The sequence below is a fragment of the Bacillus sp. FSL R5-0422 genome, from assembly GCF_038610765.1.
Taxonomy (GTDB): Bacteria; Bacillota; Bacilli; order Bacillales; family Bacillaceae; genus Bacillus; species Bacillus pumilus_O.
This window is the reverse complement of the sequence record NZ_CP152014.1, coordinates 778,695-801,300: the sequence shown is the minus strand read 5'-3', so window position 1 is coordinate 801,300 and position 22,606 is coordinate 778,695. Positions and strand designations below refer to the sequence as shown.

Genomic DNA, 22,606 nt, shown 5'->3' with positions numbered 1-22,606 from the left:
ATGTCCTTTTCTTCGCTTTTAATTTCTCCATATCTTACATGAAGGTGATGGATCATGTAAAGCTTTATTTTTTGCAGAGTAATTGCAATTCATTCTTTAAATGTAATATTGCGCGTATTCACTTGGGCTGTATTCAATTTGAAACGCAGGAGATAAGGCTCGTTTCACTTCTTCAGTGATACGCTCTCCTTCTTGATTGAATTTCTTTTCCATGTCTGCGCCATTTGGCAGCAATTCATCTGTCTCTTCGTCAAACCAGCGGCCATACCGTATATTCCAATTCCAGATCTTCGAGAAAAGGGTATCGCTTACTGGTACATCATCTCTTTCTAAATGACATTGACAATGCCCACAATGAAAAGGTTCACCACCGTAATCTCCTTCAATTTTCACAAAAGGATGCTTCTCAAATTCTCGACAGCACACCCATTTTTTGAAGCGCTGACCGAAGCCTGTCAGTTTAATTGAGTAATAACGCATGGAAGTGCGTCTTCCTATCATGTCAAAAATGCCTTGATCAATTAATGTCTTCAGTCGATACTCAATAAAATCATCACCGATATACTGTTCTAAATGACCAATCACTTCTCCTATTAAGCGTGGCGTGACGATGTACTCGTCTTCTGGCGCGGACTGATGAAGCCGCTTAGCCATTTTCACTAAATAAGCATCAAATTCATCTTCTGGTACGCTGATCGCTTGTCCTTTTTTCCATATCCGCAGCGTATGATTTTCTTTAGCAAATGAAAGCCATTCGTTTTGTAATATTTCTCTTTCTTCTGTTGACACTGTGTGAATATGCTCTTTACTTCTGTACAAAACCTTCAATTTTTCTGATGTGATTTCCCCGGAATGTCGAATATCCATTCTTCTTGTATTAGTATTGAACAGCTGATCAAATGCAGTCGTTGTATTGATTACAGACAATTCTATGCTTTTCTCTTTTAATAAATAGACGGCATATCGTAAGCCAATTTGCTCATGTGCATTACTGCCTGTCCAGATGAGAATACGACTGCCAGCTTTTATTTCTTTTATTTGCTGAAGCATTCTCTGCTGATCGTTAACCATGTCATCAAAATAGCCATATTCATTTGACATCACATGACGAAGCCATTCTATACGCTTCTCCTGTCCTTCATGTTTATGCAAATGGAGAAGGGGTCCAATCGAATAAATGTCATTAAAAGCGATGATCTCATTTAATTGGCCTCGCCCCATTTCGCGTAAGGCTTGTTTTAAACTACCGGCAGCCGCTGCCCCAAATACGATATGTATCATCATCCGTCTCCCTTTATCTTACAGTTTATTTCATCTTCACCTATGCAGGGTTCTTGCGTCAATTCTATTGAGTCAATTTCATTCAAAAGTATGACAATGAGAGGTTAAGATATATAGAATGCAGAATGAAAGAGACTTTATCCCATGAAATGGGCAATCTGTTTACTAAGCTGGCTTTGAGGCTTTCTCTTCGATTGATAGAAATTCCCCTTCTATTAGTTCAATTTCTTATTCACAAATTCCCCTTCACAATCGTTCTCTTGGCTTTCTTCACAATTCTGCTAGTTGCTTTTGTGTCAGAATCCTTTGACCACTGGTCGCACAGGTTTGTTACCCAATTTGGTTTTGTTTTACTTGCGTCATTAAGCCAGTTTCCTACAGAATCTTGAACATATGTGGATGAATCGGATTTGAGTAAATTTAGAATAGGCAGTGCTCTCTCTGGCTCCTGTTTTAATAACTCAATATGCTTTGTCCATACCCCTCTCGGACGGATTGCCTCTACAGAGAACCGGCGAAGATTTTCATCCTCGCTTTTTGCCCATTCTGTTAAATGCTCTATACTTTGATCAAGCTGAAGACTGAAACTTTCTCTCACTGACATCCACGCAATTTCTCGAACACCAAAATGATGATCAGCTGCAAATGGCTGTATGTACGCAAGTTTCTCTTCCAGTGTAGATAAACTCTGTTTGTTCATATAAGCAGCCCAGCAGCGCACGCTATCAGATACATGGTGAGAAAATGCCTGCAGCACTTCCGCTTGTTTTTCTTCATTCTCTTCATGTAGCACGTCATCTAACAATTGACCAATGAGCCGAATGGCTTTCATTCCTGATTCAGCTTTTTGTTTAGTAATCTCAGCTGATACATCGTCTAAACGATGCTCTAAACCAATGGACGGCAAAACATGCTGTATTAGCGTCATATGATTGACAGCCAGCCATTCAGTTAAATTCACACTTTCGATCTCTCCCTGATTCAAAAGGATCAAGACCTCATAAGGGATATCAGACCCCTTTCGAGCGCCTTTTCGATTGATGATTTCCTCACTTATTGGCATGCTGTATTCTCTCCTTGTCTAGCGGATTGGATATTGACTCCTATTGTAGCAAATAACCAACTTCACTGGTGCATTCTTCAAATCAAAAAGGAACTACCCGGAATAAGTAGTTCCTTCCATACAGCTTTGAAATCCAGTTAACTTCCTTGCCCGATCACCTTCAAACTCTTACGCTGAGAAAATCGGTCAAACGCTACCATTAGAATGGTCATGAGTAAAGCAAGGAAAACCGTGCCAGCACTGATCCAGCTTAGGTTTAATATAGAAGTTTCACTTAGCACAAACCCTCCTACACCAGAACCTAAGGCAAATCCGAATTGAATAAATGATGTATTGACACTTAATGCGATATCAGGAGATTTTGGTACAAGTGTGACAAGATATAGCTGCTGTGCTGGTGATGTGCTCCATGTAGCGATCATCCATATCATGATGACAGCTACCATGACCACGAGATTCCCTGTGACAAATGATAGCAGCATGAGCATGATGATTTGCAAAATGATTCCTGAGAAAATCGTAAATATTGGGCCTTTTTTATCTGCCGTCATCCCTCCAAGGCTGGAGCCCAAAAAGCTGCATATTCCTGCTAGTAACAAAATGCCACTAATTTCTGTGATGCTCAGGTTTGCTGATGCTTGCAAGAAGGGTGTTAGATAGGTAAACAACGTGGAATACCCACCTACATAAAATAGCGTCACTGCCACAGCCAGTAATATTCGCTTATCTTTTAAAATTGATAACTGCATACGAAGCGTCACCGGTTCTTGTTCTTTCATAGAGGGAATCCGCCTATACACAACAATCAGCGGAATAAGCGTGATCAATCCAATGGCCGCGAATAATGCTTTCCATCCGATCATACTGCTTAAAAATGTCCCAATTGGAACGCCTAAAACCAAGGAGCTGCTTAATCCCATTAAAATGATACCAATAGCTGTTCCTCTTTTTTCACGTTCTACAAGACGAGTCGCAACAGCCATTGCCACTACAATAGCCGTCCCCCCGCTAATTCCTTGTAAAACCCTTGTCATCATCACCATTTCAAATGAATGACTGACACTTGTGATGACATTACTTAAAATAAAAATTATCAGCATCCATGACAGTATTTTTTTGCGATCTATATTGATGGTCAGTGCAATGACAATCGGTGCACCGATTGCCGCTGAGAGCGCTAAAGATGTGACCAATAATCCAGCGGCAGACGTCGTGACATGTAAATCATCTGCAACCATTTGGATAATGCCTGTAATGATATATTCGATTGTTCCAATTAAAAAAGCTGCTAATGCAAGTAAATAAACAACGGTTTTATTCTTCATTGTGACGTTTCTCCTTTGTGCAATGATTACGATTTGATTTCATCTATAATCGGAATTTGAATTTCAATGAGTCTGCCTTCTTCAGTTTCAGACAATGGATAATAAATCTCCCGGCCCGGCTGATCTTCTTTCACGCGGTATCCGTTCTTTTCGATCCATGTCGCTAGGTCAATACAAGCTGTTTGGGCAGATGGAGAATGTGAATGAAATAATAGTGTCGCCATGGTTTCTTCAGCAGGTAACGTTCGTATCGTGATTCCTTGAGGAAGATTGCCTTTTAACGCTTTGATGGAATACCCGACCTCAAATTCAAACTCACTTTCCTTTTCGAATGATTCCCTCCATAGCACCACTTGTGGTCCCGAAATCGATTCTTGTTGTTGTTTAAGTAATAAATGATGAAACGTCTGAAAAAATGAGGGAATCTCATCAACCGTTCCGTTAGATTGAAAAGACAAGATACGTTTGCTTTCAACCGATTTGATGATGACTTCCTGTTCTTTTTCAACACATCCCTCTCTTTTGATGAGGTGCATCCGCTCCTTAATACGCGCCAATTTCTGTTGTTCTTTCTCGATCAATTGCTGAATTTCACTTTCTTTCAGCAGAAACATGCCCTGAATCTGCTCTACTGAGATATCTTCACGAAGAAGCTGCGCCATTTGCTTCAACGTAAAGCCCAATTCCTTGTACAGAAAAATTCGGTTAACCTCAAGCAGCTGTTCAGCAGAGTAATAACGGTAGCCCGAATCTTGATCAATCTGCTTAGGCTTTAATAAATCAATTTGGTCATAATACCTTAAGGTTTTAACAGGCACTTTACTTAACATTGAAAAATCGCCGATCTTAAACATCCTGCATCTCCTCCGTTTTGTTGATCTGATCAAAGTATAAACCTTTCAGTTAAGGGGAAGGTCAACATGAAGTTGAATAAATTTTTCAAAAGCGCAAAAAAACCTAGATTTCTCTAACATCTAGGTTTTGCTCATTATTCTAAAATTTTTCTAATAAGCCCATCTCTTCAACAATTTTTAAATCATTCATAAACCGTTGCAAACTTACTTTGTTCTCTTTTTTCTGTAAATCCGAAGAATAACCTAAGCATAGATTAAACATACAATCTAACCTTTCTCCGACTCCACTATAAAAATAATTCGTCAATATTCCATTATTTTCACTTGCAAGAACTACAACTGTAGCCATCTCTAATACATATTCTATATCTTCTTTAGAAATCGTTCGATCTTTTTTCTTAGCACTGATGAATTCATGACTATGAATAGAGCGAATCCTACCTTCAAGTAAATTGAGTATAGACTTCTTATAAATGACATACACCCTTTGAATATGATGTTTATCAGGACAATAGGAATCTTGTAAAATGAAGTTTATACGTTCATCATCTTTTTCCATTTTTATTGCATCAAGATCATTTAATAAAATATGATCAATTTCTTCTATTTTCATAGGATGAAAAGTATTGGCTGCATCTGTTTTACTTTTCATTTGTTGAATCCAAACAATCCAATCTTTCTAGGCACTTGACAATAGCTCCGCTTTTAAAGGAATTGAGGATGGCACCCTCACTAAATCGTTCGGCTCTCACAACCTCCATCATCAGAGCAAGCACACACTGCGCATTTAAGTTTGAAATGTCCACATTCTCCATAACGTTCATTCCCGATTCAATCCCATTTTCTTTCAGGATTTCTCTGTAGCGGATAAGCTCCATCTCTTCGTGTTGTTCTGCAAAGGTGTAAATATCTGCAATCAAGTGACGAACCGTTTCGGAATAATTCACAAAGGGCATCTGAATCGGATGTTCAGCTGTACCATCATTTTCTCGATCGATGACCCATTCTCCAATAGGATCTTCCTGAAGCACCGGTATGTATTTTGTTAGAATATCGAACTGGCTCATTCTCATTCTCCTCTATTCCATTGATATGGTTCACTTTGTTTCTCGCGATTTCATCAAATATTTTACTAGTGAAATGATTTAGCCACGCTGGTCTACCTCAAACTTTTTATGTTCCCCATACTCTCATCTGCTTTATGACCAATGCGACTGTTTCACTCGGATGGCTAAGAGGAAAATGATGACCATATGGAACAAAATCAACCTGACCAAGATGTGATGGGGCTGAATAGCCTTTGTCATCCTTCCCCCAAATGATATGAAGATGATCCTTTGTGACCTCATTGAAATCATCTTGATTGATTTTCTGTAGTAAGCTGTTAAGCTGAACCGTCGTATTTAATATTCTAGGAGACGTAAAACTATTTCTGACTTTTTCAATATAATGTGCAGGGATGCTCTCCGTATTTTCAAATAAACCATTCCTTAAGACATAACGCCCTATCATATTAGTCGAAGCCCATTTCAATGTCCATTTGTTTATAAATTGAGGAACATTTCGTGATGCAGCATGTTTCTTCTCAACAGGCGGCTGAAGTAAAGTGATTGAATATTTCTTATTAATGTACCCTTTTGCCAATGCTTCCAGAAGAATATACGCACCGAATGAATGGCCGATTAGATGTGCACCATTCGTCGCTTTCTCCAATACCTTTTTCAAGGCTTTCAAATACATATCTAGTAGATGTTTCTCTCGTTTAAAAGGAGAACGTCCCAAACCCGGAAGATCCAAGATCCATACAGGCTGTCCCGTTTTTTCATGAAGCTCTTGTGCTAAAGGGAATAAATCCTCTCCATCGCTCAATAAACCATGTAGTAAAATAAATGGTTTACCTTCTCCTTGTAATTGATAAAGAGTCGAGTTATCACATAGTGTTCGTTTAAATAAATGATCATCCTTACCGTTTGGATTCATCATTCGATAATCCAGATCAGCTACTACAGCAGGGAAAAATTTCATGACACTCGTCTTCTGAAACCAATCTTGTCCCATTATTTTTTTCGCTGAACCATTTGAAAATGTTCGTTTTGTCATAAAGTTCAGTCCATCAGAAGGAATGTTTGTGATTTTACTTACGCCACTATTCATTATAGCTTTCATCAGTGGCATTGGGACAAACATTTTTGGTGCCCTCATATTCATACTTTCTGACATCACACTCAATAATTCGCCAATATTCTGATCGCGCTGCTTGTCTTCAACAAGCGTATATGTTTGAATAGCCGGTTGCTCCAATTTGAAAACCTGCACAATAAACTTCGCAAACTCATCGTTTGAAATAAGTGGCAACCTATAGTCCTTACCACCAGGAACCACCGGCATGAGCCCTCTTCGCATACTCTTCACAAGCAAACCTACTCCTGCTATTTGCTCTGTACTCCCCGTTTGACTACTACCGACGACAGTTGGCGGATTAATGACAGAAAGCGTATAACCTACTGCTGATGCCTGTTGACGAATATACAGATCTGCTAAAAATTTTGTTCTCTCATATGCATTTTTTATTTTCAAATAGCTGTTTCCTTCTTGAAACACATCAATTTCAACCTTGCTATTTTGATCATCAAAGGGACTCATATAGCCGACAACATGAATAAATTGCTGCAAGCCCTTCAATTGATGAATACGTTTCGCTAAATCACTTATATGTTTAGCGCCATTTAAAAAGACGGAAGCTGCCTCTTTACTTGTCGCTTGAATATCCATGGGTCCTCCTGCGTGAATGATCACATCCGTTTTCAATACCCTCTCCTTATCTTCAGCACTTAGACCCAAATCGACTTTCGTCAAATCACCTTCAACAAAGTGCATCACTGCCTCTTTTAAGATGCCTCTTTCTTGAAAAGTGCGTGTTGCTTTCCTTTTTGACCTCACTAAAAGAAGAATATTCACATCCTCTTTGACTAATTCTTTCACTAATTGCCTTCCAATAAAGCCTGTTCCACCAGTTAAAAATACTGTTCTCATATAAAAATCTCCTTTTTAGTACTAATCAGTACTAATTTAGTGTAAAAAAAATGCTTCTTTATCGAAGCAAGTTAAACATATGATCGGCTGTTTTCGTAATGACTGTAGCATCCTTCAATGTTTCTGAAATAAATAATGCACCTTCAAGATTGGTAATAAACAGTGATGCCACCTCATCAATATGAATCGTCTTTCTGAATTCTCCACTGTCTACCCCTTGTTTCAGTAATAGAGAAATCTTCTTTTGTAATCCTGTAAAGAACAGACCTATTTTTTCTTTTATTTGTGTGGCCTGTGTAGGACTTTGAATATAAAGAGTAATAAATGGACAGCTCCCCTTATAGTCTCTCGATTGAACTCCTTGTGATAATTGCTTTAAAAATAGTTGGATACGTTCTTCAACTAAGAATTGGTTCTGAGATAGTACGTCATCAATGGCAGATTGATACATGTCAATCCAATAATCAACGACCCCTTCTAATAATTCCTCCTTGTTAGAAAAGTGATAATACACATTAGACTTTGACACTTTGCTTACACGTACTAATTCATCCATGCTAGTATAAGCAAAACCTTTTTCTAAAAATAAAGTTGCAGCTACTTCAAGCACACGTTTTTGATTCATTAATTTTACTTTTTTCATAATTAGAACTATATAGTACTAATTTAAATATAGCAAGTGTTTTTATTCATTTAGAAAAAAGTTTGATGAAAGAAATGTCCACAAAAAAAGGCTCGAAAATCTAATATTGATTTTCAAGCCTTGATTAAAGTCTATTTTTTCACAAGTGATACAACCGTCTCCACATGACTAGTATGCGGGAACATATCGACTGGCTGCATGTATTCGATTTTGTAGTCTTTTGAGATGTATTCGAGGTCTTTTGCTAGTGTTGATGGGTTGCAAGAGACGTAGACAAGACGTGTTGGTTTGACTTGTTTGACCGTGTCTAAGAAGGTGCGCTCGCAGCCTGTTCTTGGCGGGTCCACGACGATGACGTCAGGACGGAAGCCTTCTTTGACCCATTTTGGCAGCCAATGTTCCGCTGTTCCTGTCACATAGGTCGCGTTTTTCATGCCGTGTTTTTTAGCATTTTTCTTGGCATCATCTATCGATTCTTTGATGACATCCATTCCTCTTACTTCTTTGGCACCATCTGAAAGCCACATCCCAATCGTTCCAACGCCGCAATACGCATCGACAACTTTTTCTTTGCCAGTCAGTTTTGCCGCTTTTTTCGCTTCGTCGTAAAGCTTTAGCGTTTGCTTCGGATTCAATTGGAAGAAAGCACGTGCACTCAGTTCGAAGGAGACATCTCCTAAAAATTCTTGGATAACCATGTTGCCAGCCAGGTGAGATGTCTTATGACCAAAAATGACCGACGTTTTTTCACCATTGATGTTGTGCATAATGGACGTCACTTCTGGCAGACGTTTTTGAATGGCTTCGGCGATTTCTTTTTTCTTTGGAAATTCAGGTTTTGATGTGACTAGAACGACCTGTACTTCACCTGTTTCAAAGCCGACACGCACAACAATTGATCGTACGTCGCCTTTTCTCGTCCGTTCATTGTAGACCGATACACCGAATTTCTCTAAAATTTTGCGGACAACGCCCGTTGTTTTGTTCGTTTTTGGATGCTGCACGATGCATTCCTTGATCGGTACAAGCTTATGAGAGTTCAGTCCGTAAAGCCCGGCAATGATGTCACCGCTATGAGAACGCCCTACTTGGAACTGACTTTTGTTTCGATAATGCCACGGATCTTCCATACCAATCGTTGGCCTGATATCTAGCTTTTCAACTGATAGCTTCGTATGTCGTTCCATTGATTGAATGACAATATCTCGTTTTTCCCTTAGCTGCTGCTCGTACGCCAAATGCTGAAGCTGACAGCCGCCGCACTCTTCGTATACTGGGCATGGCGGTTTCACTCGATGCTCTGAGCGCTTTCGGACTTTCCTAACCGTACCTTCTGCATATTTTGCTTGGACATTCGTTGCTTCCACAACCACTTCTTCACCTGGAAGCGCACCTGGGACAAAGACAACTTGCTTTTTAAAATAACCGACCCCTTCCCCATTAATGCCAAGGCGTTTAATGGTAAGCGGGAACTGCTGTCCCTTTTGCAAAAGGGCACCTTGCTGATTTTCCTTCACTTCATTCTCTCCGTTCTATCTGAACCCTTGATAGGTTGTCTTCATTTTATTCCATCTCATTAGTATACCATGACTTGGACAAAGAGAGAAAATCCCTTTCATTTATCTGTTTCAATGCTTCTCCATAAATATAAAGATGCGTAGCTTAAATAAGGCGTCCAATCCTTGCTTAATGCTGCCATCTCTTCTTTTGTCGGCTTTTCAGGCAGGTCAAAATGCCGCTTGATGGCGTTTTGAATCCCGATATCTGCCATTGGAAAGAGATTTGGTCGTCCAAGTCCATTCATGAGCACATTTTGAACTGTCCAAGGCCCAATCCCTCTAATCGGAAGCAGGCGTTCTTCCACCTCTAGATCAGTTAATTCGTGTAATTCGTCTAAACAAAGAGAGCCGCTCACAATTCGCTTTGAGACATCGATGACATATTCCGCTTTCCGCTGACTAAATTGGAGCTTTCTCAATTCCTCTGTTTCAAGTGAGGCGATGGTTTCTGGTAAAGGATCAAACCAAACCCCCTCTATTTGCTCGCCGTACGTATGAACAAACCGTTTCGTGAGTTCATAAGCAAACGACAGATTGAGCTGCTGATGAATGATGCATTTCATTAAACAATGATATAAGTGAAAATCTAGCATGAGTGGTGTCCCCTTATGCCGTTCAAAAACGGATGCTATATTGGTTTCAGAAAAATGCTCCTGCACAGCGTCTAATTGATGCTCCATGCCAAAAATCCTTTTTACCTCACAGATGAGAGGTTCCTCAGGACCATTTCCTTGCACCCGAAACGTGGGCACTTCTTTTGTTCCGGTGGCTTGAACGACAACAACGTATGGTGTTTGTTCTAATCTGATGGGTACCTTGATCTCTCTTTTATTTAAATCGACTGCTTTTAATGGATCACTTGATAAACGACGTAGCACTTGATCAAAGTGATATGGCGGTTCAACGGTCAGCTCTTTTTCCCACATAGTTTCTTCTTCCTTTCTGCAAACACGCAGATGCGATTGTTTCACTTTGCATGAATGATTCTCTATATTGAATACTTTCTAACATAAAGAGTACAAGAATTTATCAGTTATATCTTCCTTATTTCCGGTCATTTTCCTTTTGGATGAAGGAACATTTTTAGTCGAATTCAGCTAAAATTCGACAGCACCCTTCAAGATTTTAGTCTCTTTTTCCTTAAATTAGAAATAGACCCTCTGGGCGATAGCTTCGATCGTGAAAACATTTGTATAATTATGACATATCAAGGAGGTGAACAAAGGAATTAGCTGATTAGGCAATCATTTGTTTTATCTTGCAGGAACATATTTTACCTCATTGATCACCGGCTTCACTTAGTTTCACTTTTTACGAAAAAGAAGACCCAAACTTTTTTTAAAAAAGGAGATCTGACCAATGAAAAAAACCATTCTTTCTATTGCCCTTGCCACTGCTGTTTCTTCGACACTACCAGTATTCGCTGACGCTGCTGAGAAAAAAACATCAGCACCCGTCTCTACTACACTACAGCAAACTGTATTAAACAAAGCAGCTGAAGGAAAAGCTGGAACAACAGCTAGTCCTAATGTTAACGTCAACTTCGATGTTCTTGGGATTGCCAATGCAATTGTGAACGCAGTAAACGCCAATGCCAACCGTTCTGGCTTCGTTAAAAGCGTGATGGAAAGCACATTCTATGCTGCTGGTGGCAGATATAACGTCATGGTCTTTAACCTTAGCCAGAATTATGAAGACCGTTTTAATGGCGTGAAAACTTTTGCTACTGCCAATCTCGGCAATGTCGTTTATGGTATTTGGGTATTTGAAAGCGGCACCTTTAAAAACAACGGCGATGGCGGCTGGGATAACTGGGCGTTCAGAGGCTGGTTTGACCGTCAAGATAAATTTGTTACGTTCCATCGTCCTTAATTCTGGGTTTTATCCATCAATCATACACGCACATTGGACCGATCTCAGGGATGAGGTCGGCTTTTTTTATGGATAAAACGTATAAGTTCACCGGCGCTGCTTCATGATATAATGCAAGTCTGGAGGGGTGCACATGCTGAAGAAAATTGCAGTGACAAAAAACGGCGACTTGATTGAACATGCAACATTGCAGCAGCTTTCAAGCCCCGATATTGCCTGGTATTGGATTGATTTTCATGCGCCTACGGAAAAGGAAGCAGCACTTTTGAAGGAATACTTTCAGTTCCATCCGCTTGCGATTGAGGATTGCTTCCATTATTTACAGAGGCCGAAGCTTGATTTTTATGAAGGGTATTTATTTTTCGTGCTTCACGCCCTGAATCAAAAAACGCTACGCTCTGAGGAAATCGATCTGTTTGTTGGGGACAATTATATCGTGACCTTTCATTTGAAGGAAGCGCCATACATTGACCGTGTCATTCGAAAACTTAAAGAATCTGATAAAGCCCGAAACAGCGGGCCTGAGCATATCGCCTATATGTTGATTGATCAGCTTGTCGATGATTATTTCCCTATTATTTATCAAATAGAGGACAGGCTGAATGAAATCGAGGATGAAGAAGGTCATAAAACATATGGAACATTGATGAACGAAGTATTCGGGATTCGATCCGATTTGCTCAAACTGCGAAGAACGATTATCCCGATGAGGGACCTTTTATATCGTATTGTTAACACGCATATGATGAGAAGTGATACGAACCGGCAAGCATACTTTAATGATATTTATGATCACCTTTTGAAACTAACCGAGATTGTCGAATCAAACCGTGATATGACAGCCGATTTACGAGACAGCTATCAGACGCTGAATTCTAACCGAATGAATGCGATCATGATGACATTGACCATTGTATCGACCATTTTTATTCCACTGACCTTTATTGTTGGGGTGTACGGAATGAACTTTGATAACATGCCTGAATTACACTGGAAGTATGGCTATTTTGGCGTACTGATTTTCATGGGTCTGCTCGTCTCGGGCATGCTTTTGTGGTTTAAGCATAAAGGATGGTTCCGCATATTCAAATAATATGTGGAGAGAATGGCTGAGGAGGCGGTTAGATGAAAAACTGGATTCCATTGTCTCATCAAAAACGAAAGCTCGCATGGGAGACGCTCTATCGAGATTTCAAATTTCATCCGAGCATCTCTCGTTTTCCCTCATTTCGCGTACCTTCTCCTTTCATTACATATGATATTTCTGCTTATTTTGAGGACCCTTCTCTTCTACATGCAGATGAAGACCTTGAAAAGAAAGCATTACTTGTTTTTCAGGAGCTTATCAGAACAGACGAGTATATGCTGGCACTTGATTGGCAGCACGAATGCTACTGGATCACACCATACGGTTCATTTGAAAAAGATGAATTCGGAGAATGGACAGTGCCTGTGCTTCCGAACGGAGATTATTATTTCTTTTTATCAAAAGAGATGCATTGGGGCTTGCTAGGACATCCTTGGGAGCAAAGCATCACGATATTCGGTGAGGGCTTGATTGACTCTTTCTCGCGTCATCATCCGATTTTGTTTCAACGTAAAATAAGGGAAGGATAAAGAAAAAGCTCGCAGATGTTCTGCAAGCTTTTTTTCTATAGCTGAGGCAGATGCCATACTTTTTCAAGCATGAGATCGTCTAGGCTTTTAAAGGAATAACCTTGTTTTTTCAGTGCCGTGATGGCATCATCCAATGCCTCGGCATTGTCTCTTGAGACGGTATGAAGTAAGTAAATGGCACCTGGGTGCGCCTGCTTCATCATTTGATCGTAAGCATACTGTTTTCCTTTTTGATGATGAATATGCCAGTCCACAAATGCCACTGACCAGAAAACGGTTTGATAGCCGAGCTCTTTTGTTTCTTTCAGCACTCTTTCACTAAATACACCGCGCGGCGGACGAAGATAGAGGTTGTCTTGTTTTCCAGTGATTTTGTACACGGCTTCATCGACACGCTGAAGCTCTTCTTTGATTTCTTTCGTACTCTTTGTTGTTAGATCTGGATGGTGATAAGAATGGTTGCCGATGATATGACCTTCCTCTGCCATACGTTTGACGAGCTCCGGCTGATCCTTTACAAAGTGTCCTGTCACAAAGAAGGTGCCTGGCACTTGATGTTTTTTCAGCACATCTAAGATCTTCGGTGTATACCCATTTTCATAGCCATTGTCGAAGGTAAAATAGATCTCTTTCTTTTTCGTGTTGCCTAAATAGAACGCATCATACTTTTTTAAAAGGGCGTTCAGTTCTTTACCCGCATCTGCTGGCTTATGTTCTTTGCTTTTCGCAAATCCCCAATGAACAGGCTGATTAGACACGGCTTCCGTTTCTGAGAGAGGCATGGATACAAAAAGCGCACATAAACAGATGAGCATGGTTTTTTTCATTTACGTCACTTCCCGGTTTTTCTTCTATTGTGCAGAATAAGACCGAGACTCATACACTGATTCACCTGCCAATTTAAAGAAAAAAAGCCCGCACCGCGCGAGCTATTCTTCCTTCCAATCATTTTTAAACCGTTCATATTTCGCTTCTAGGTCGTCAATCATCTGAATCAGTCTGTCTATATCCTCAACATCTGTTGATTCAGGATCTAATGAATCAATCACATTCATAAACATATCTAATCGGTTCTTTAAATAATCAACCTGCTGCTCTTTGCTGTCTGCTGCCTTGCCCATAGATACACTCCCTTTAGCATTTGTTTCTAGCTTATCTTTTTTTCCCTTGTAAATCAATGAAACCCCACTTGCGTATAACGGTGATGGGGCTTAAAATTAACTGTTGGCGGGTCCACGTTTGCCCGAATGAAAAGGAGATAGATACCATGAACCAAAAAACAGCACTTCGTCCGATTACACCTGCATATGACCCTTGGGAAGCCTATCTCGATGTGCAGGATTACGGAGAGATGAAGCTGACAAATATTGAATTTACAACAACAACGTTGTGTAACATGAGATGTGAGCATTGTGCGGTCGGCTATACTTTGCAGCCAAAAGACCCGAATGCACTGCCACTTGATTTACTGCTTCGCCGTTTAGATGAAGTTCCGCTCTTGCGTTCCATCAGTATTACAGGCGGAGAGCCAATGCTTTCTCTCAAATCTGTGCGGGAATATGTCGTCCCTTTATTAAAGTATGCCCACGAACGCGGCGTCCGTACACAGATCAATTCAAACTTAACACTTGATTTGGCGCGATATGAAGAAATCATTCCATACTTAGATGTCCTTCACATCTCACATAACTGGGGAACTGTCGAAGAGTTTGCAACGGTCGGTTTTGCGATGATGGATAGAAAACCAACCTTTGAGCAGCGCGAGAAATTATTTAACCGCATGATTGAAAATAGCCGGGCACTTGTTAAAGCAGGTGTGACCGTTTCTGCTGAAACCATGCTGAATAAACGCACACTTCCATATATTGAACACATCCACCAGCAAATTGTGGAGGAAATGAAATGCCAACGCCACGAAGTGCACCCGATGTACCCAAGTGATTTTGCCAGCGCCCTTGAATCATTGACGTTACCGCAAATGCGTGATGCGATTCATCAACTGCTTGATATTCGTGATCAAGATACATGGATGCTGTTTGGCACCCTTCCATTTTATTCTTGCAGTACAGATGAAGAAGACCAGCGCCTCCTCAAACGATTGCGTCAGGAGAAACTTGTCACAGTACGAAATGACCCTGATGGACGCTCACGGCTGAATGTGAATATTTTTGATGGGAATATTATTGTGACAGACTTTGGTGATACACCGCCGCTAGGAAATATAGCGACCGATACATTGCAATCCGCTTATACTCGCTGGATGGACACGAAATTAGCAAAAGAGCTGAATTGTCATTGTCCAAGCGTACAATGCCTTGGTCCGAATGTTCTTGTGAAAAACAGCTATTATCAAGATGTTGATTTTACTTCTCGCACAGCCAGGGGGTAACCGATAAATGGACGATACTTTTCTGACAGTAGTCAAGAACAAATACATTGAAATTCTTCTTGTTGGACTCGTACTTTGGCTTGCCGTCTTTTTGATTAACAAAGCGCTTCAACTGTTCTTTAAACGAACGGAGTTTATAGAGGACAAGAAGAAAAAAACAATCGAGAGCTTGGTCAAATCAGTTTCGAAATACACCGCTTCGATTTGCTTTGTACTATATGTCATTTCTCTCTTCTTTCATGATTTCGGAAAAATTCTTGCAGGTGCTGGTGTGGCTGGGATCGTTATCGGTTTTGGCGCCCAGACGCTCATTCGCGATATTTTAGCAGGCATTTTTCTGATCTATGAACGTCAGATTCATAAAGGGGATTATGTGACAGTGAATAACCTCTTTAATGGAACAATTGAAGAAATTGGTCTCCGCTCTCTGCAAATCAGAGAATGGAGCGGCAAGCTGTTAACCATTTCTAACGGAGATATCCGGCAAATTCAAAACTATAACATGCACTACATGCGGATTACGGAGTCTGTATTAATTCGTGCGAATCAAAACCCAGACACAGCCTTTCTAGCACTCGAAACGGCCTGTGACAATTTAAATCAAATGCACCACGATTTTCTCAAAAAAGATGAATTCCAGCATGCGATTGAACCGTTTCAAGTCCATGGCATTATGGGTCTGAACAAGCTAAACCGCGGGATTGAGATCACAGTGAAAGGCATGGTCGAAGACGAAAAATACTTCGATGCTGCCCTCGCTGTCCGAAAAGAAATGATCAAACAACTTCATCACCATGATGTCAAATTGCTTGAAGATCTCGTATATCCCCAGCCTGCAAAATAACCTCATTTATGATGGGGTTATTTTTTTATTAGGTGCGCCGAGTTGACTATGGCTCATGAAAAACATGAAACGCTTGAGCAGCTTGGGCACATCAGCTAAGAAATCTCTTCATTTCAGCCCTCTAACTTCTATCCTCTTGACTGGTTCATGTATAATAGAAAGCAGAATGATTTCATGCAGCATGGGGACCCTCATACTGTGTATTTTCTAAGTGAAAGAGAGTGAATAAGATGGGTCGTAAGTGGAACAACATTAAAGAAAAGAAAGCATCAAAGGATGCCAGTACAAGTCGTATTTACGCAAAATTCGGGCGTGAAATCTATGTGGCTGCCAAACAAGGTGAGCCAAACCCAGAATCAAACCAAGCACTTCGTTTTGTCCTAGAACGTGCAAAAACATATAGTGTCCCAAAACACATTGTAGACCGTGCCATTGAAAAAGCAAAAGGTGGTGCGGAAGAGAATTTCGATGAGCTGCGCTACGAAGGATTTGGTCCAAACGGATCAATGGTCATCGTTGATGCCCTTACCAATAACGTGAACCGTACAGCATCAGATGTTCGTGCGGCATTCGGGAAAAACGGTGGAAACATGGGCGTAAGCGGCTCTGTTGCCTACATGTTTGACCAAACAGCTGTCATCGGTGTCGAAGGAAAAAGTGAAGAAGGAACGCTTGAGCTTTTAATGGAAGCAGATGTTGATGTACGTGACATCATGGAAGAAGATGAAACAGTGATTGTATACGCTGAACCAGATCAATTCCATCAAGTACAAGAAGCATTCAAACAAGCCGGCGTAGAAGAATTTACTGTCGCTGAAATCACAATGCTTCCTCAAAATGAAGTGACATTAGATGATGAATCTAAAGAACAATTCGAGAAACTAATCGATGTATTAGAAGAGCTTGAAGACGTGCAGCAGGTTTATCATAATGTGGATTTAGGGGAATAAAAGGAAATTTTGCCATAACATAAGTTTATTTAAATAAACTTATGTTATGGCTTTTTTATTTAAAACTCATCATTTCTTTTGAAAGCAAAACTTTATATTCAAATTAGGAAAAGCGTATCTCAATAGAGTAAAGTTAAATATTATATTATTGTGTAAAATTTAACAAAAAAGGTTTGCTGCTCCTTTGTCTAGTTGTATTATAGTGATGACGAGAAATAATACATAATTTAAGTTAGGTGGTTTTATTATTTTTAAAATATGGTGGAGACAATATTTTGGATTTATGATCATACCATTTATTACTATGGGGCTTATCTTTAACAACTTCTCTCACTTTACAAAAATTATCTATTTCCTTTTCCTTGCTTGGTTATTATTTAATGTGATTGACTTTTATAGAAGTGAGGTAAGAAACAAAAAGGACAAAAAGTCATGAAAGGGAGTGCGCCTGACATCCATAACTTTACGACAAATGAAACCCCCTCTTCTATAGTGAAAGAGGGGGTTTATTATGTTAATTCATCCCTTGAAATCCAAACGTCAGATGATCCTGAACAGGAATCCAAGCGCCAATTCCTTGCGAGGTCACGTTTTTTACGACGAGTTTGCGTTTATTTCCTTTTAGCACAAGGTACACTTCTCCGTATGTGACCTTCCCTTTTTCGTTAATGGCTGGTGCATAGGCATGAAGCGACGCGGCTTTTTTCGGAGAGACATGGTACGACTGATCTCGTTTTGTCCCTGCGCCAATGACTGTGTCAAATGCGAGGGGCAGCTTTGTTTTTTGAATCGCTTTTTGCATCATCAATGTTTTCACATCTTCCGGGTTTGGCACCTTTGCTGTGAGCCCGCCGCTTACTTTCACTTGCTGCTTTTGAACGTATTTGCCAATGGCTGTTTTGTTTCCGCCTCTGTTATCAATGTGATTTGTATTCACTTTTTTGTATTCCCAGTTGGCGACCGTTTCGTTTGAATCGTAGCTCAGTGCCCATCTTCCAAGGAAAATAGTCGCGCGGTAACCAACAGCTAATGGCGTCCCTGAAATGCTGGATTCATTCAGCATTTTGATCAAATGGGTATTCTCTATCGGCACATCCGTTGTTTTAAACAATTCGGCTGTCAGCTCGCTCGGCTGGAGCAATGGCTGATCCTGTGACGCGTTCGGATACGTATTCTCCTTGGAGATACTGGCGACAGACGATGGCACCTTAAATGGCTTCGCCGCCTCCGCTGGAAAGCTGTATAGAAAACTTAAGGATAAGAGAACAACAAACATGATGCGGGGCATCTTTTTCATATCATCACTCTTTCTCATTCATTTTTCCATAGTATTTTCCGCAAAGACGTCCCTTATCCACAAAAGATTATAAAAGGAAAAATCCAATCGCCATAATGAAATAGGCAGCAAGTAATGTGGCACCTTCAAACCAATTGGTATCTCCGTCATTTGATAAAATGACTGTGAGTAACACAGCCGATGCCATTGCAATGAGTTCTGGTAAAGAGAAAATGAGCGGCATCTGCGTATTGAAAAAAAGCGAACTGATGACAAGGATTGGTGCCACCATCATCGCAACCTGAAGTGTGGAACCAAAGGCAATTTCCACTGCGACATCCATTTTGTTTTTATACGCCATAATGACAGCTGAGGCATGTTCTGCCGCATTGCCGACGATGGCCACAATAATGACTCCGATAAACAGCTCACTCCAGCCAAATTGTTCTCCCACTGTATCAAATGTATGGACGAGGCGCTCTGAAATGTACGCAACGGCAATCGTTGCAAGCAGCAAAATCAATGTGGCAAACTTACCAGACCATTCAGGAATTTCTTCTTCGGTTTCTGCCTCCCCGTCCATGCTCTCCTGCTTGGCAACATAGACACCTCGGTGGCTCACCAGTTTGAAATAGAGTGCTGCAACATAAAGCAAAATCATCACAATGCTAATGCCAATGCTTAAAACAAATTGCTTCTCCTCATCCATCTCCACCGAAAACACTTCTGGAATAACAAACGCCACAATAATGGCAAACATGAGCAAGCCCGAGTTGTGCCTTGCATCGTGGACATTGAACACTTGGCGCTTATATTTTAAACCACCAACGAAAAAAGACAGTCCCGCCACAAGCAGTAAATTTCCGATCACTGAGCCAGTTAATGATGCAAGGACGATGGCTGTCAGTCCTTGCTTTAATGCAAAAAACGATATGATTAACTCCACCGCATTCCCAAATGTGGCGTTTAAAAGCCCGCCAATTCTTGGACCAGCTATGATAGCTAGACTTTCTGTGGCTCTTCCCATAAAACTAGCAAGACCAATAATTGCGATACAATACACAGCAAACATGACGACTTGCGGAAAATGAAGAAAACTGCCAATCACAGATAACGGCACACCAATTGCGACAATCACAAGAAACAAACGATTCATACAGCCATTCTCCTTTACATATGTCTGACTGTTATTCTTTCGTGAGTGCCGACTTCATATACATTTAGGTTTTCTCGTGTGAGAAGGTGATTTCAATACTTCCTTTCACGGACTGCACCATCGCACAATGCTTCAATGCAAGTGTAATGACTTTCTCTATTTGTTCATCAGATGTACGAACGTCTTCAAATAAAATATGTAAATGGATACGGGTGATTTTGTTTACAGCCCCTGCTCTTGTCGTTTCAGGTGTCAGCGTCAGCCCTTCATAAGGTATTCGCTTTTTTCGGCATACATGAATGAGCATCTCTCCAAAACAGCCCGCAATAGCCGAGGTGAACAATTGAGATGGTCTGTACCCTGTTTCTTCATTTCCTGATATATGTAGCTGCCTTTCATCTATTCCAGTGATCCACCGATCCGTTTCGTATCTCAGTTTCATTCCTTTTCCACCTTTCTATTGAAACCACTATGGTTCCATTGTACGATGAAAATATGAACTTGTAAGGAGCTTCTTATGTCGAGAATTCACTTTATGATTTTAATTTTACTTGTATCTGTATCTGGTTTTTCACAGGGAGCGTTACTGCCTGTCATTTCGATTATTTTTGAACATGCCGGTACTTCTCCTACGTTAAACGGACTGCATGCCACAGGCTTATATCTCGGCGTGCTGCTAGCATCTCCATTTATGGAAGCGCCGCTTCGCCGATTTGGGTTTAAGCCGTTAATTGTCATTGGAGGCGCCGCTGTCTTTTTAAGCTTGTTCAGTTTTGTGTTTTTAGAATCTTATGTTGTTTGGTTCTTCCTGCGGCTCATGATCGGGATTGGTGATCATATGCTCCATTTCTCTACACAGACGTGGGTGACCTATGCGTCGTCATCGAGAAACCGCGGGCGAAATATTTCATTGTATGGGTTATCTTTTGGACTTGGTTTTGCCGCTGGACCTTTTTTAACACCACTCATTGAAATCAACCCATCATTACCTTTCATTGTTTCTGGTGCTGTTAGCTTATGTATTTGGCTGCTTGTGTTTGTTTTGAAAAATACATATCCAGATACGGGCGAAGTGCAGACGTCAGAGCAGACAAATAGTTTGAAGCGCTTTAAGAAAGCCTTTCAATTTGGCTGGGTCGCCTTTATGATGCCGTTTTGCTATGGCTTTTTAGAAACGACACTTAATAGCAACTTCCCTGTGTATGCACTCAGAAGCGGGGTGACAGTGGATGCAGTGGCGTTTATTTTACCTGCGTTTGCTATTGGGAGTATTGTCTTTCAGCTGCCTCTCGGGATGCTTAGCGACCGGTTTGGCAGGCGCCGCATCATTTTATGTGTCACTCTCGTTGGATCTTTCTTTTTCTTATTAGCAGGAATTTTCATTCAATCAGTTTTGGCTGTTGCAATTTGTTTCTTTGTTGCCGGAATGGCTGTAGGCTCTACCTTCTCACTTGGCATCAGTTATATGACCGACTTATTGCCAAAGCATCTGCTTCCTGCTGGAAATTTGATGTGCGGAATGGCATTTAGTGCGGGAAGTATTCTCGGGCCTGTTCTCGGTGGAATCTTTGTGCAAACGTTTGAAGGAATGAATTTACTTTACCTTGTCAGCATTGTGATATTATTCGTGTTTTTCTGCGTTCGATTTGGGCGAACGGCGGCAGTTCTGGAAAACTCCAATGAAGCCATGTCTAAATAAAAACTCCCCTGCACCTATGCAGAGGAGTCTTTTTCATTTAGTGATATCCATTTTGCCCGTTCGCACTGCCGCTTGTTTTGTGCTTAGGCTGATGGCCTTTGTTTTGTTTCGTATTGCTTCCGCCTTTTTTCGATTGTTTGGACATATGTGATTTCCCCCATCCATTTAGTTTGAACTTAATCGTTCTTCTATAGGATGCCCGGATTTCTTTATAGTTTGCCTGGTGCAATTTTACGCTTATGTAAAAGCGCATTGAGTTCGCCGCCAAGGATAATCATGATGCCGGTTAAATAAAACCAGATCATTAAAATGATGATTCCCCCAATGCTTCCGTACATCGCACTGTAGTTGGCAAACTCGCCTACGTAAAATGAGAACAGCATGCTGACCAAAATCCAACCAATCGATGCAAAAATGGCACCTGGCAGAACAAATTTTAATTTCAGCCTCATGTTTGGAGCAAAATAGTATAAGGATGTAAAAACAATCAATAAAATGAGCGGGCTAATGATCCATCTCATCGCAGTCCATATAGTGAGAAAGGCATCTGACTGCCCAACTAATTTAGCGACAAATAAACCAAGTTCTTTGCCAAAGACAGGCAGCATTAAGGCAAAGATAATGGTCAAAACCATCGCGATCGTTAAAATGATCGATGTTAAACGTACGAGAATGAAGGAACGATTCTCCTCAACTTCGTAAGCATGGTTAAATGCTCTGACGACGGCATTAATACCGTTAGATGCAGACCAAAGGGCGGCAATAATCCCGAACGACAACAACCCGCCGTTCCGATTATTCAGCGTCTGTTCGGCAATGGATTCAATCATCGAAAGCGCTCCTTCTGGCGCATAACCGGAAATGACACTCAGGACATCCTTGGACGTCAGTGGCAAATATCCAACGAGTGTCAGTACGAAGATGAGAAACGGAAATAATGAAAGCAAAAAGAAATAGGCAAGCTCAGCAGATTTTGCCGGTCCTTCATGTAGCAAAAAGCGTTCAATTAACGCTTTAATAAAACCCATACGCCTCATCTCCAATG

23 protein-coding genes and 1 other annotated feature (1 of these 24 running past the window's edge) are annotated in these 22,606 nt (G+C 40.7%); of the genes, 7 read left to right on the top strand and 16 right to left on the bottom strand.

Annotated features, from left to right (window positions below):
- Positions 1 to 22, bottom strand: a binding site (T-box leader) (it extends 201 nt beyond the left edge of the window).
- Between the two features lie 74 nt (positions 23 to 96).
- The 10 genes from MKX52_RS03865 to MKX52_RS03820 all read right to left on the bottom strand — a co-directional run bounded on the left by MKX52_RS03865 (position 97) and on the right by MKX52_RS03820 (position 10,684).
- Entirely contained in the window at positions 97 to 1,281 is a 1,185-nt protein-coding gene (locus MKX52_RS03865; RefSeq protein WP_342491527.1) for a DUF1835 domain-containing protein, read from the bottom strand.
- Positions 1,282 to 1,513: 232 nt separating this feature from the next.
- Positions 1,514 to 2,344 carry a DNA alkylation repair protein gene (locus MKX52_RS03860; protein WP_342491526.1) on the bottom strand — a complete coding sequence of 277 codons (831 nt, stop codon included), beginning with the start codon at positions 2,342 to 2,344 and terminating at the stop codon, positions 1,514 to 1,516.
- Positions 2,345 to 2,481: 137 nt separating this feature from the next.
- Positions 2,482 to 3,669, bottom strand: coding sequence for an MFS transporter (locus MKX52_RS03855; protein WP_342491525.1), 1,188 nt, complete (start codon positions 3,667 to 3,669; stop codon positions 2,482 to 2,484).
- 26 nt (positions 3,670 to 3,695) lie between these two features.
- Complete coding sequence (locus MKX52_RS03850; protein WP_342491524.1) at positions 3,696 to 4,523, bottom strand: MerR family transcriptional regulator; 828 nt, start codon at positions 4,521 to 4,523, stop codon at positions 3,696 to 3,698.
- 139 nt (positions 4,524 to 4,662) lie between these two features.
- Entirely contained in the window at positions 4,663 to 5,175 is a 513-nt protein-coding gene (locus MKX52_RS03845) for a hypothetical protein (RefSeq protein ID WP_342491523.1), read from the bottom strand.
- Positions 5,165 to 5,590: a DUF6508 domain-containing protein gene (locus MKX52_RS03840; protein ID WP_041815282.1), complete on the bottom strand. Its 426-nt coding sequence runs from the start codon at positions 5,588 to 5,590 to the stop codon at positions 5,165 to 5,167. The genes MKX52_RS03845 and MKX52_RS03840 overlap by 11 nt, the downstream gene beginning before the upstream one ends.
- Before the next feature lie 106 nt (positions 5,591 to 5,696).
- Positions 5,697 to 7,556, bottom strand: coding sequence for an alpha/beta fold hydrolase (locus MKX52_RS03835; protein WP_342491522.1), 1,860 nt, complete (start codon positions 7,554 to 7,556; stop codon positions 5,697 to 5,699).
- 58 nt (positions 7,557 to 7,614) lie between these two features.
- The gene (locus MKX52_RS03830; protein ID WP_140404306.1) at positions 7,615 to 8,181 is read right to left on the bottom strand and encodes a TetR/AcrR family transcriptional regulator; all 567 of its coding nucleotides are present in this window, start codon (positions 8,179 to 8,181) and stop codon (positions 7,615 to 7,617) included.
- A 149-nt stretch (positions 8,182 to 8,330) separates the two neighbouring features.
- The gene (gene rlmD, locus MKX52_RS03825) at positions 8,331 to 9,716 is read right to left on the bottom strand and encodes a 23S rRNA (uracil(1939)-C(5))-methyltransferase RlmD (protein WP_119124576.1); all 1,386 of its coding nucleotides are present in this window, start codon (positions 9,714 to 9,716) and stop codon (positions 8,331 to 8,333) included.
- 98 nt (positions 9,717 to 9,814) lie between these two features.
- Positions 9,815 to 10,684, bottom strand: a complete 870-nt coding sequence (locus tag MKX52_RS03820) for a DNA-3-methyladenine glycosylase (RefSeq protein ID WP_342491521.1) — start codon at positions 10,682 to 10,684, stop codon at positions 9,815 to 9,817.
- Between the two features lie 433 nt (positions 10,685 to 11,117).
- On the opposite strand from MKX52_RS03820, the gene MKX52_RS03815 reads away from it, so the two are divergent.
- The 3 genes from MKX52_RS03815 (at position 11,118) to MKX52_RS03805 (ending at position 13,247) form a co-directional block, all read left to right on the top strand.
- Positions 11,118 to 11,630, top strand: a complete 513-nt coding sequence (locus MKX52_RS03815) for a hypothetical protein (protein WP_044139727.1) — start codon at positions 11,118 to 11,120, stop codon at positions 11,628 to 11,630.
- Between the two features lie 133 nt (positions 11,631 to 11,763).
- A complete protein-coding gene (corA, locus tag MKX52_RS03810) occupies positions 11,764 to 12,723 on the top strand; it encodes a magnesium/cobalt transporter CorA (RefSeq protein ID WP_144462996.1) in 960 nt (319 codons plus the stop codon).
- Positions 12,724 to 12,755: 32 nt separating this feature from the next.
- A complete protein-coding gene (locus MKX52_RS03805; RefSeq protein ID WP_342491520.1) occupies positions 12,756 to 13,247 on the top strand; it encodes a DUF2716 domain-containing protein in 492 nt (163 codons plus the stop codon).
- A 35-nt stretch (positions 13,248 to 13,282) separates the two neighbouring features.
- Here the strand turns inward: MKX52_RS03805 and pdaA are convergent, their stop codons facing one another.
- The gene (pdaA, locus tag MKX52_RS03800; RefSeq protein WP_088004461.1) at positions 13,283 to 14,074 is read right to left on the bottom strand and encodes a delta-lactam-biosynthetic de-N-acetylase; all 792 of its coding nucleotides are present in this window, start codon (positions 14,072 to 14,074) and stop codon (positions 13,283 to 13,285) included.
- 102 nt (positions 14,075 to 14,176) lie between these two features.
- A complete protein-coding gene (locus tag MKX52_RS03795) occupies positions 14,177 to 14,368 on the bottom strand; it encodes an SE1561 family protein (RefSeq protein WP_012009274.1) in 192 nt (63 codons plus the stop codon).
- A 146-nt stretch (positions 14,369 to 14,514) separates the two neighbouring features.
- Between MKX52_RS03795 and yfkAB the strand changes: the two genes are divergently transcribed.
- The 3 genes from yfkAB (at position 14,515) to MKX52_RS03780 (ending at position 17,430) form a co-directional block, all read left to right on the top strand.
- Positions 14,515 to 15,636, top strand: a complete 1,122-nt coding sequence (gene yfkAB / locus MKX52_RS03790; RefSeq protein WP_342491519.1) for a radical SAM/CxCxxxxC motif protein YfkAB — start codon at positions 14,515 to 14,517, stop codon at positions 15,634 to 15,636.
- A gap of 7 nt (positions 15,637 to 15,643) precedes the next feature.
- A complete protein-coding gene (locus MKX52_RS03785; protein ID WP_342491518.1) occupies positions 15,644 to 16,480 on the top strand; it encodes a mechanosensitive ion channel domain-containing protein in 837 nt (278 codons plus the stop codon).
- Positions 16,481 to 16,710: 230 nt separating this feature from the next.
- A complete protein-coding gene (locus MKX52_RS03780) occupies positions 16,711 to 17,430 on the top strand; it encodes a YebC/PmpR family DNA-binding transcriptional regulator (RefSeq protein ID WP_342491517.1) in 720 nt (239 codons plus the stop codon).
- A 514-nt stretch (positions 17,431 to 17,944) separates the two neighbouring features.
- On the opposite strand, the gene MKX52_RS03775 is transcribed toward MKX52_RS03780, so the two are convergent.
- The 3 genes from MKX52_RS03775 to MKX52_RS03765 all read right to left on the bottom strand — a co-directional run bounded on the left by MKX52_RS03775 (position 17,945) and on the right by MKX52_RS03765 (position 20,304).
- Positions 17,945 to 18,706 (bottom strand): YfkD famly protein, encoded by a 762-nt coding sequence (locus MKX52_RS03775; RefSeq protein ID WP_224925884.1) that lies wholly within the window; start codon positions 18,704 to 18,706, stop codon positions 17,945 to 17,947.
- 88 nt (positions 18,707 to 18,794) lie between these two features.
- The gene (cax, locus tag MKX52_RS03770) at positions 18,795 to 19,862 is read right to left on the bottom strand and encodes a calcium/proton exchanger (RefSeq protein WP_151021314.1); all 1,068 of its coding nucleotides are present in this window, start codon (positions 19,860 to 19,862) and stop codon (positions 18,795 to 18,797) included.
- A 64-nt stretch (positions 19,863 to 19,926) separates the two neighbouring features.
- On the bottom strand, positions 19,927 to 20,304 hold the full coding sequence (locus MKX52_RS03765) for an OsmC family protein (protein WP_144504450.1): 378 nt from the start codon (positions 20,302 to 20,304) through the stop codon (positions 19,927 to 19,929).
- A 75-nt stretch (positions 20,305 to 20,379) separates the two neighbouring features.
- On the opposite strand from MKX52_RS03765, the gene MKX52_RS03760 reads away from it, so the two are divergent.
- On the top strand, positions 20,380 to 21,561 hold the full coding sequence (locus MKX52_RS03760; protein WP_342491516.1) for an MFS transporter: 1,182 nt from the start codon (positions 20,380 to 20,382) through the stop codon (positions 21,559 to 21,561).
- A 209-nt stretch (positions 21,562 to 21,770) separates the two neighbouring features.
- Here the strand turns inward: MKX52_RS03760 and MKX52_RS03755 are convergent, their stop codons facing one another.
- Positions 21,771 to 22,589 carry a YhjD/YihY/BrkB family envelope integrity protein gene (locus MKX52_RS03755; protein ID WP_012009265.1) on the bottom strand — a complete coding sequence of 273 codons (819 nt, stop codon included), beginning with the start codon at positions 22,587 to 22,589 and terminating at the stop codon, positions 21,771 to 21,773.
- Positions 22,590 to 22,606 lie beyond the last annotated feature (17 nt).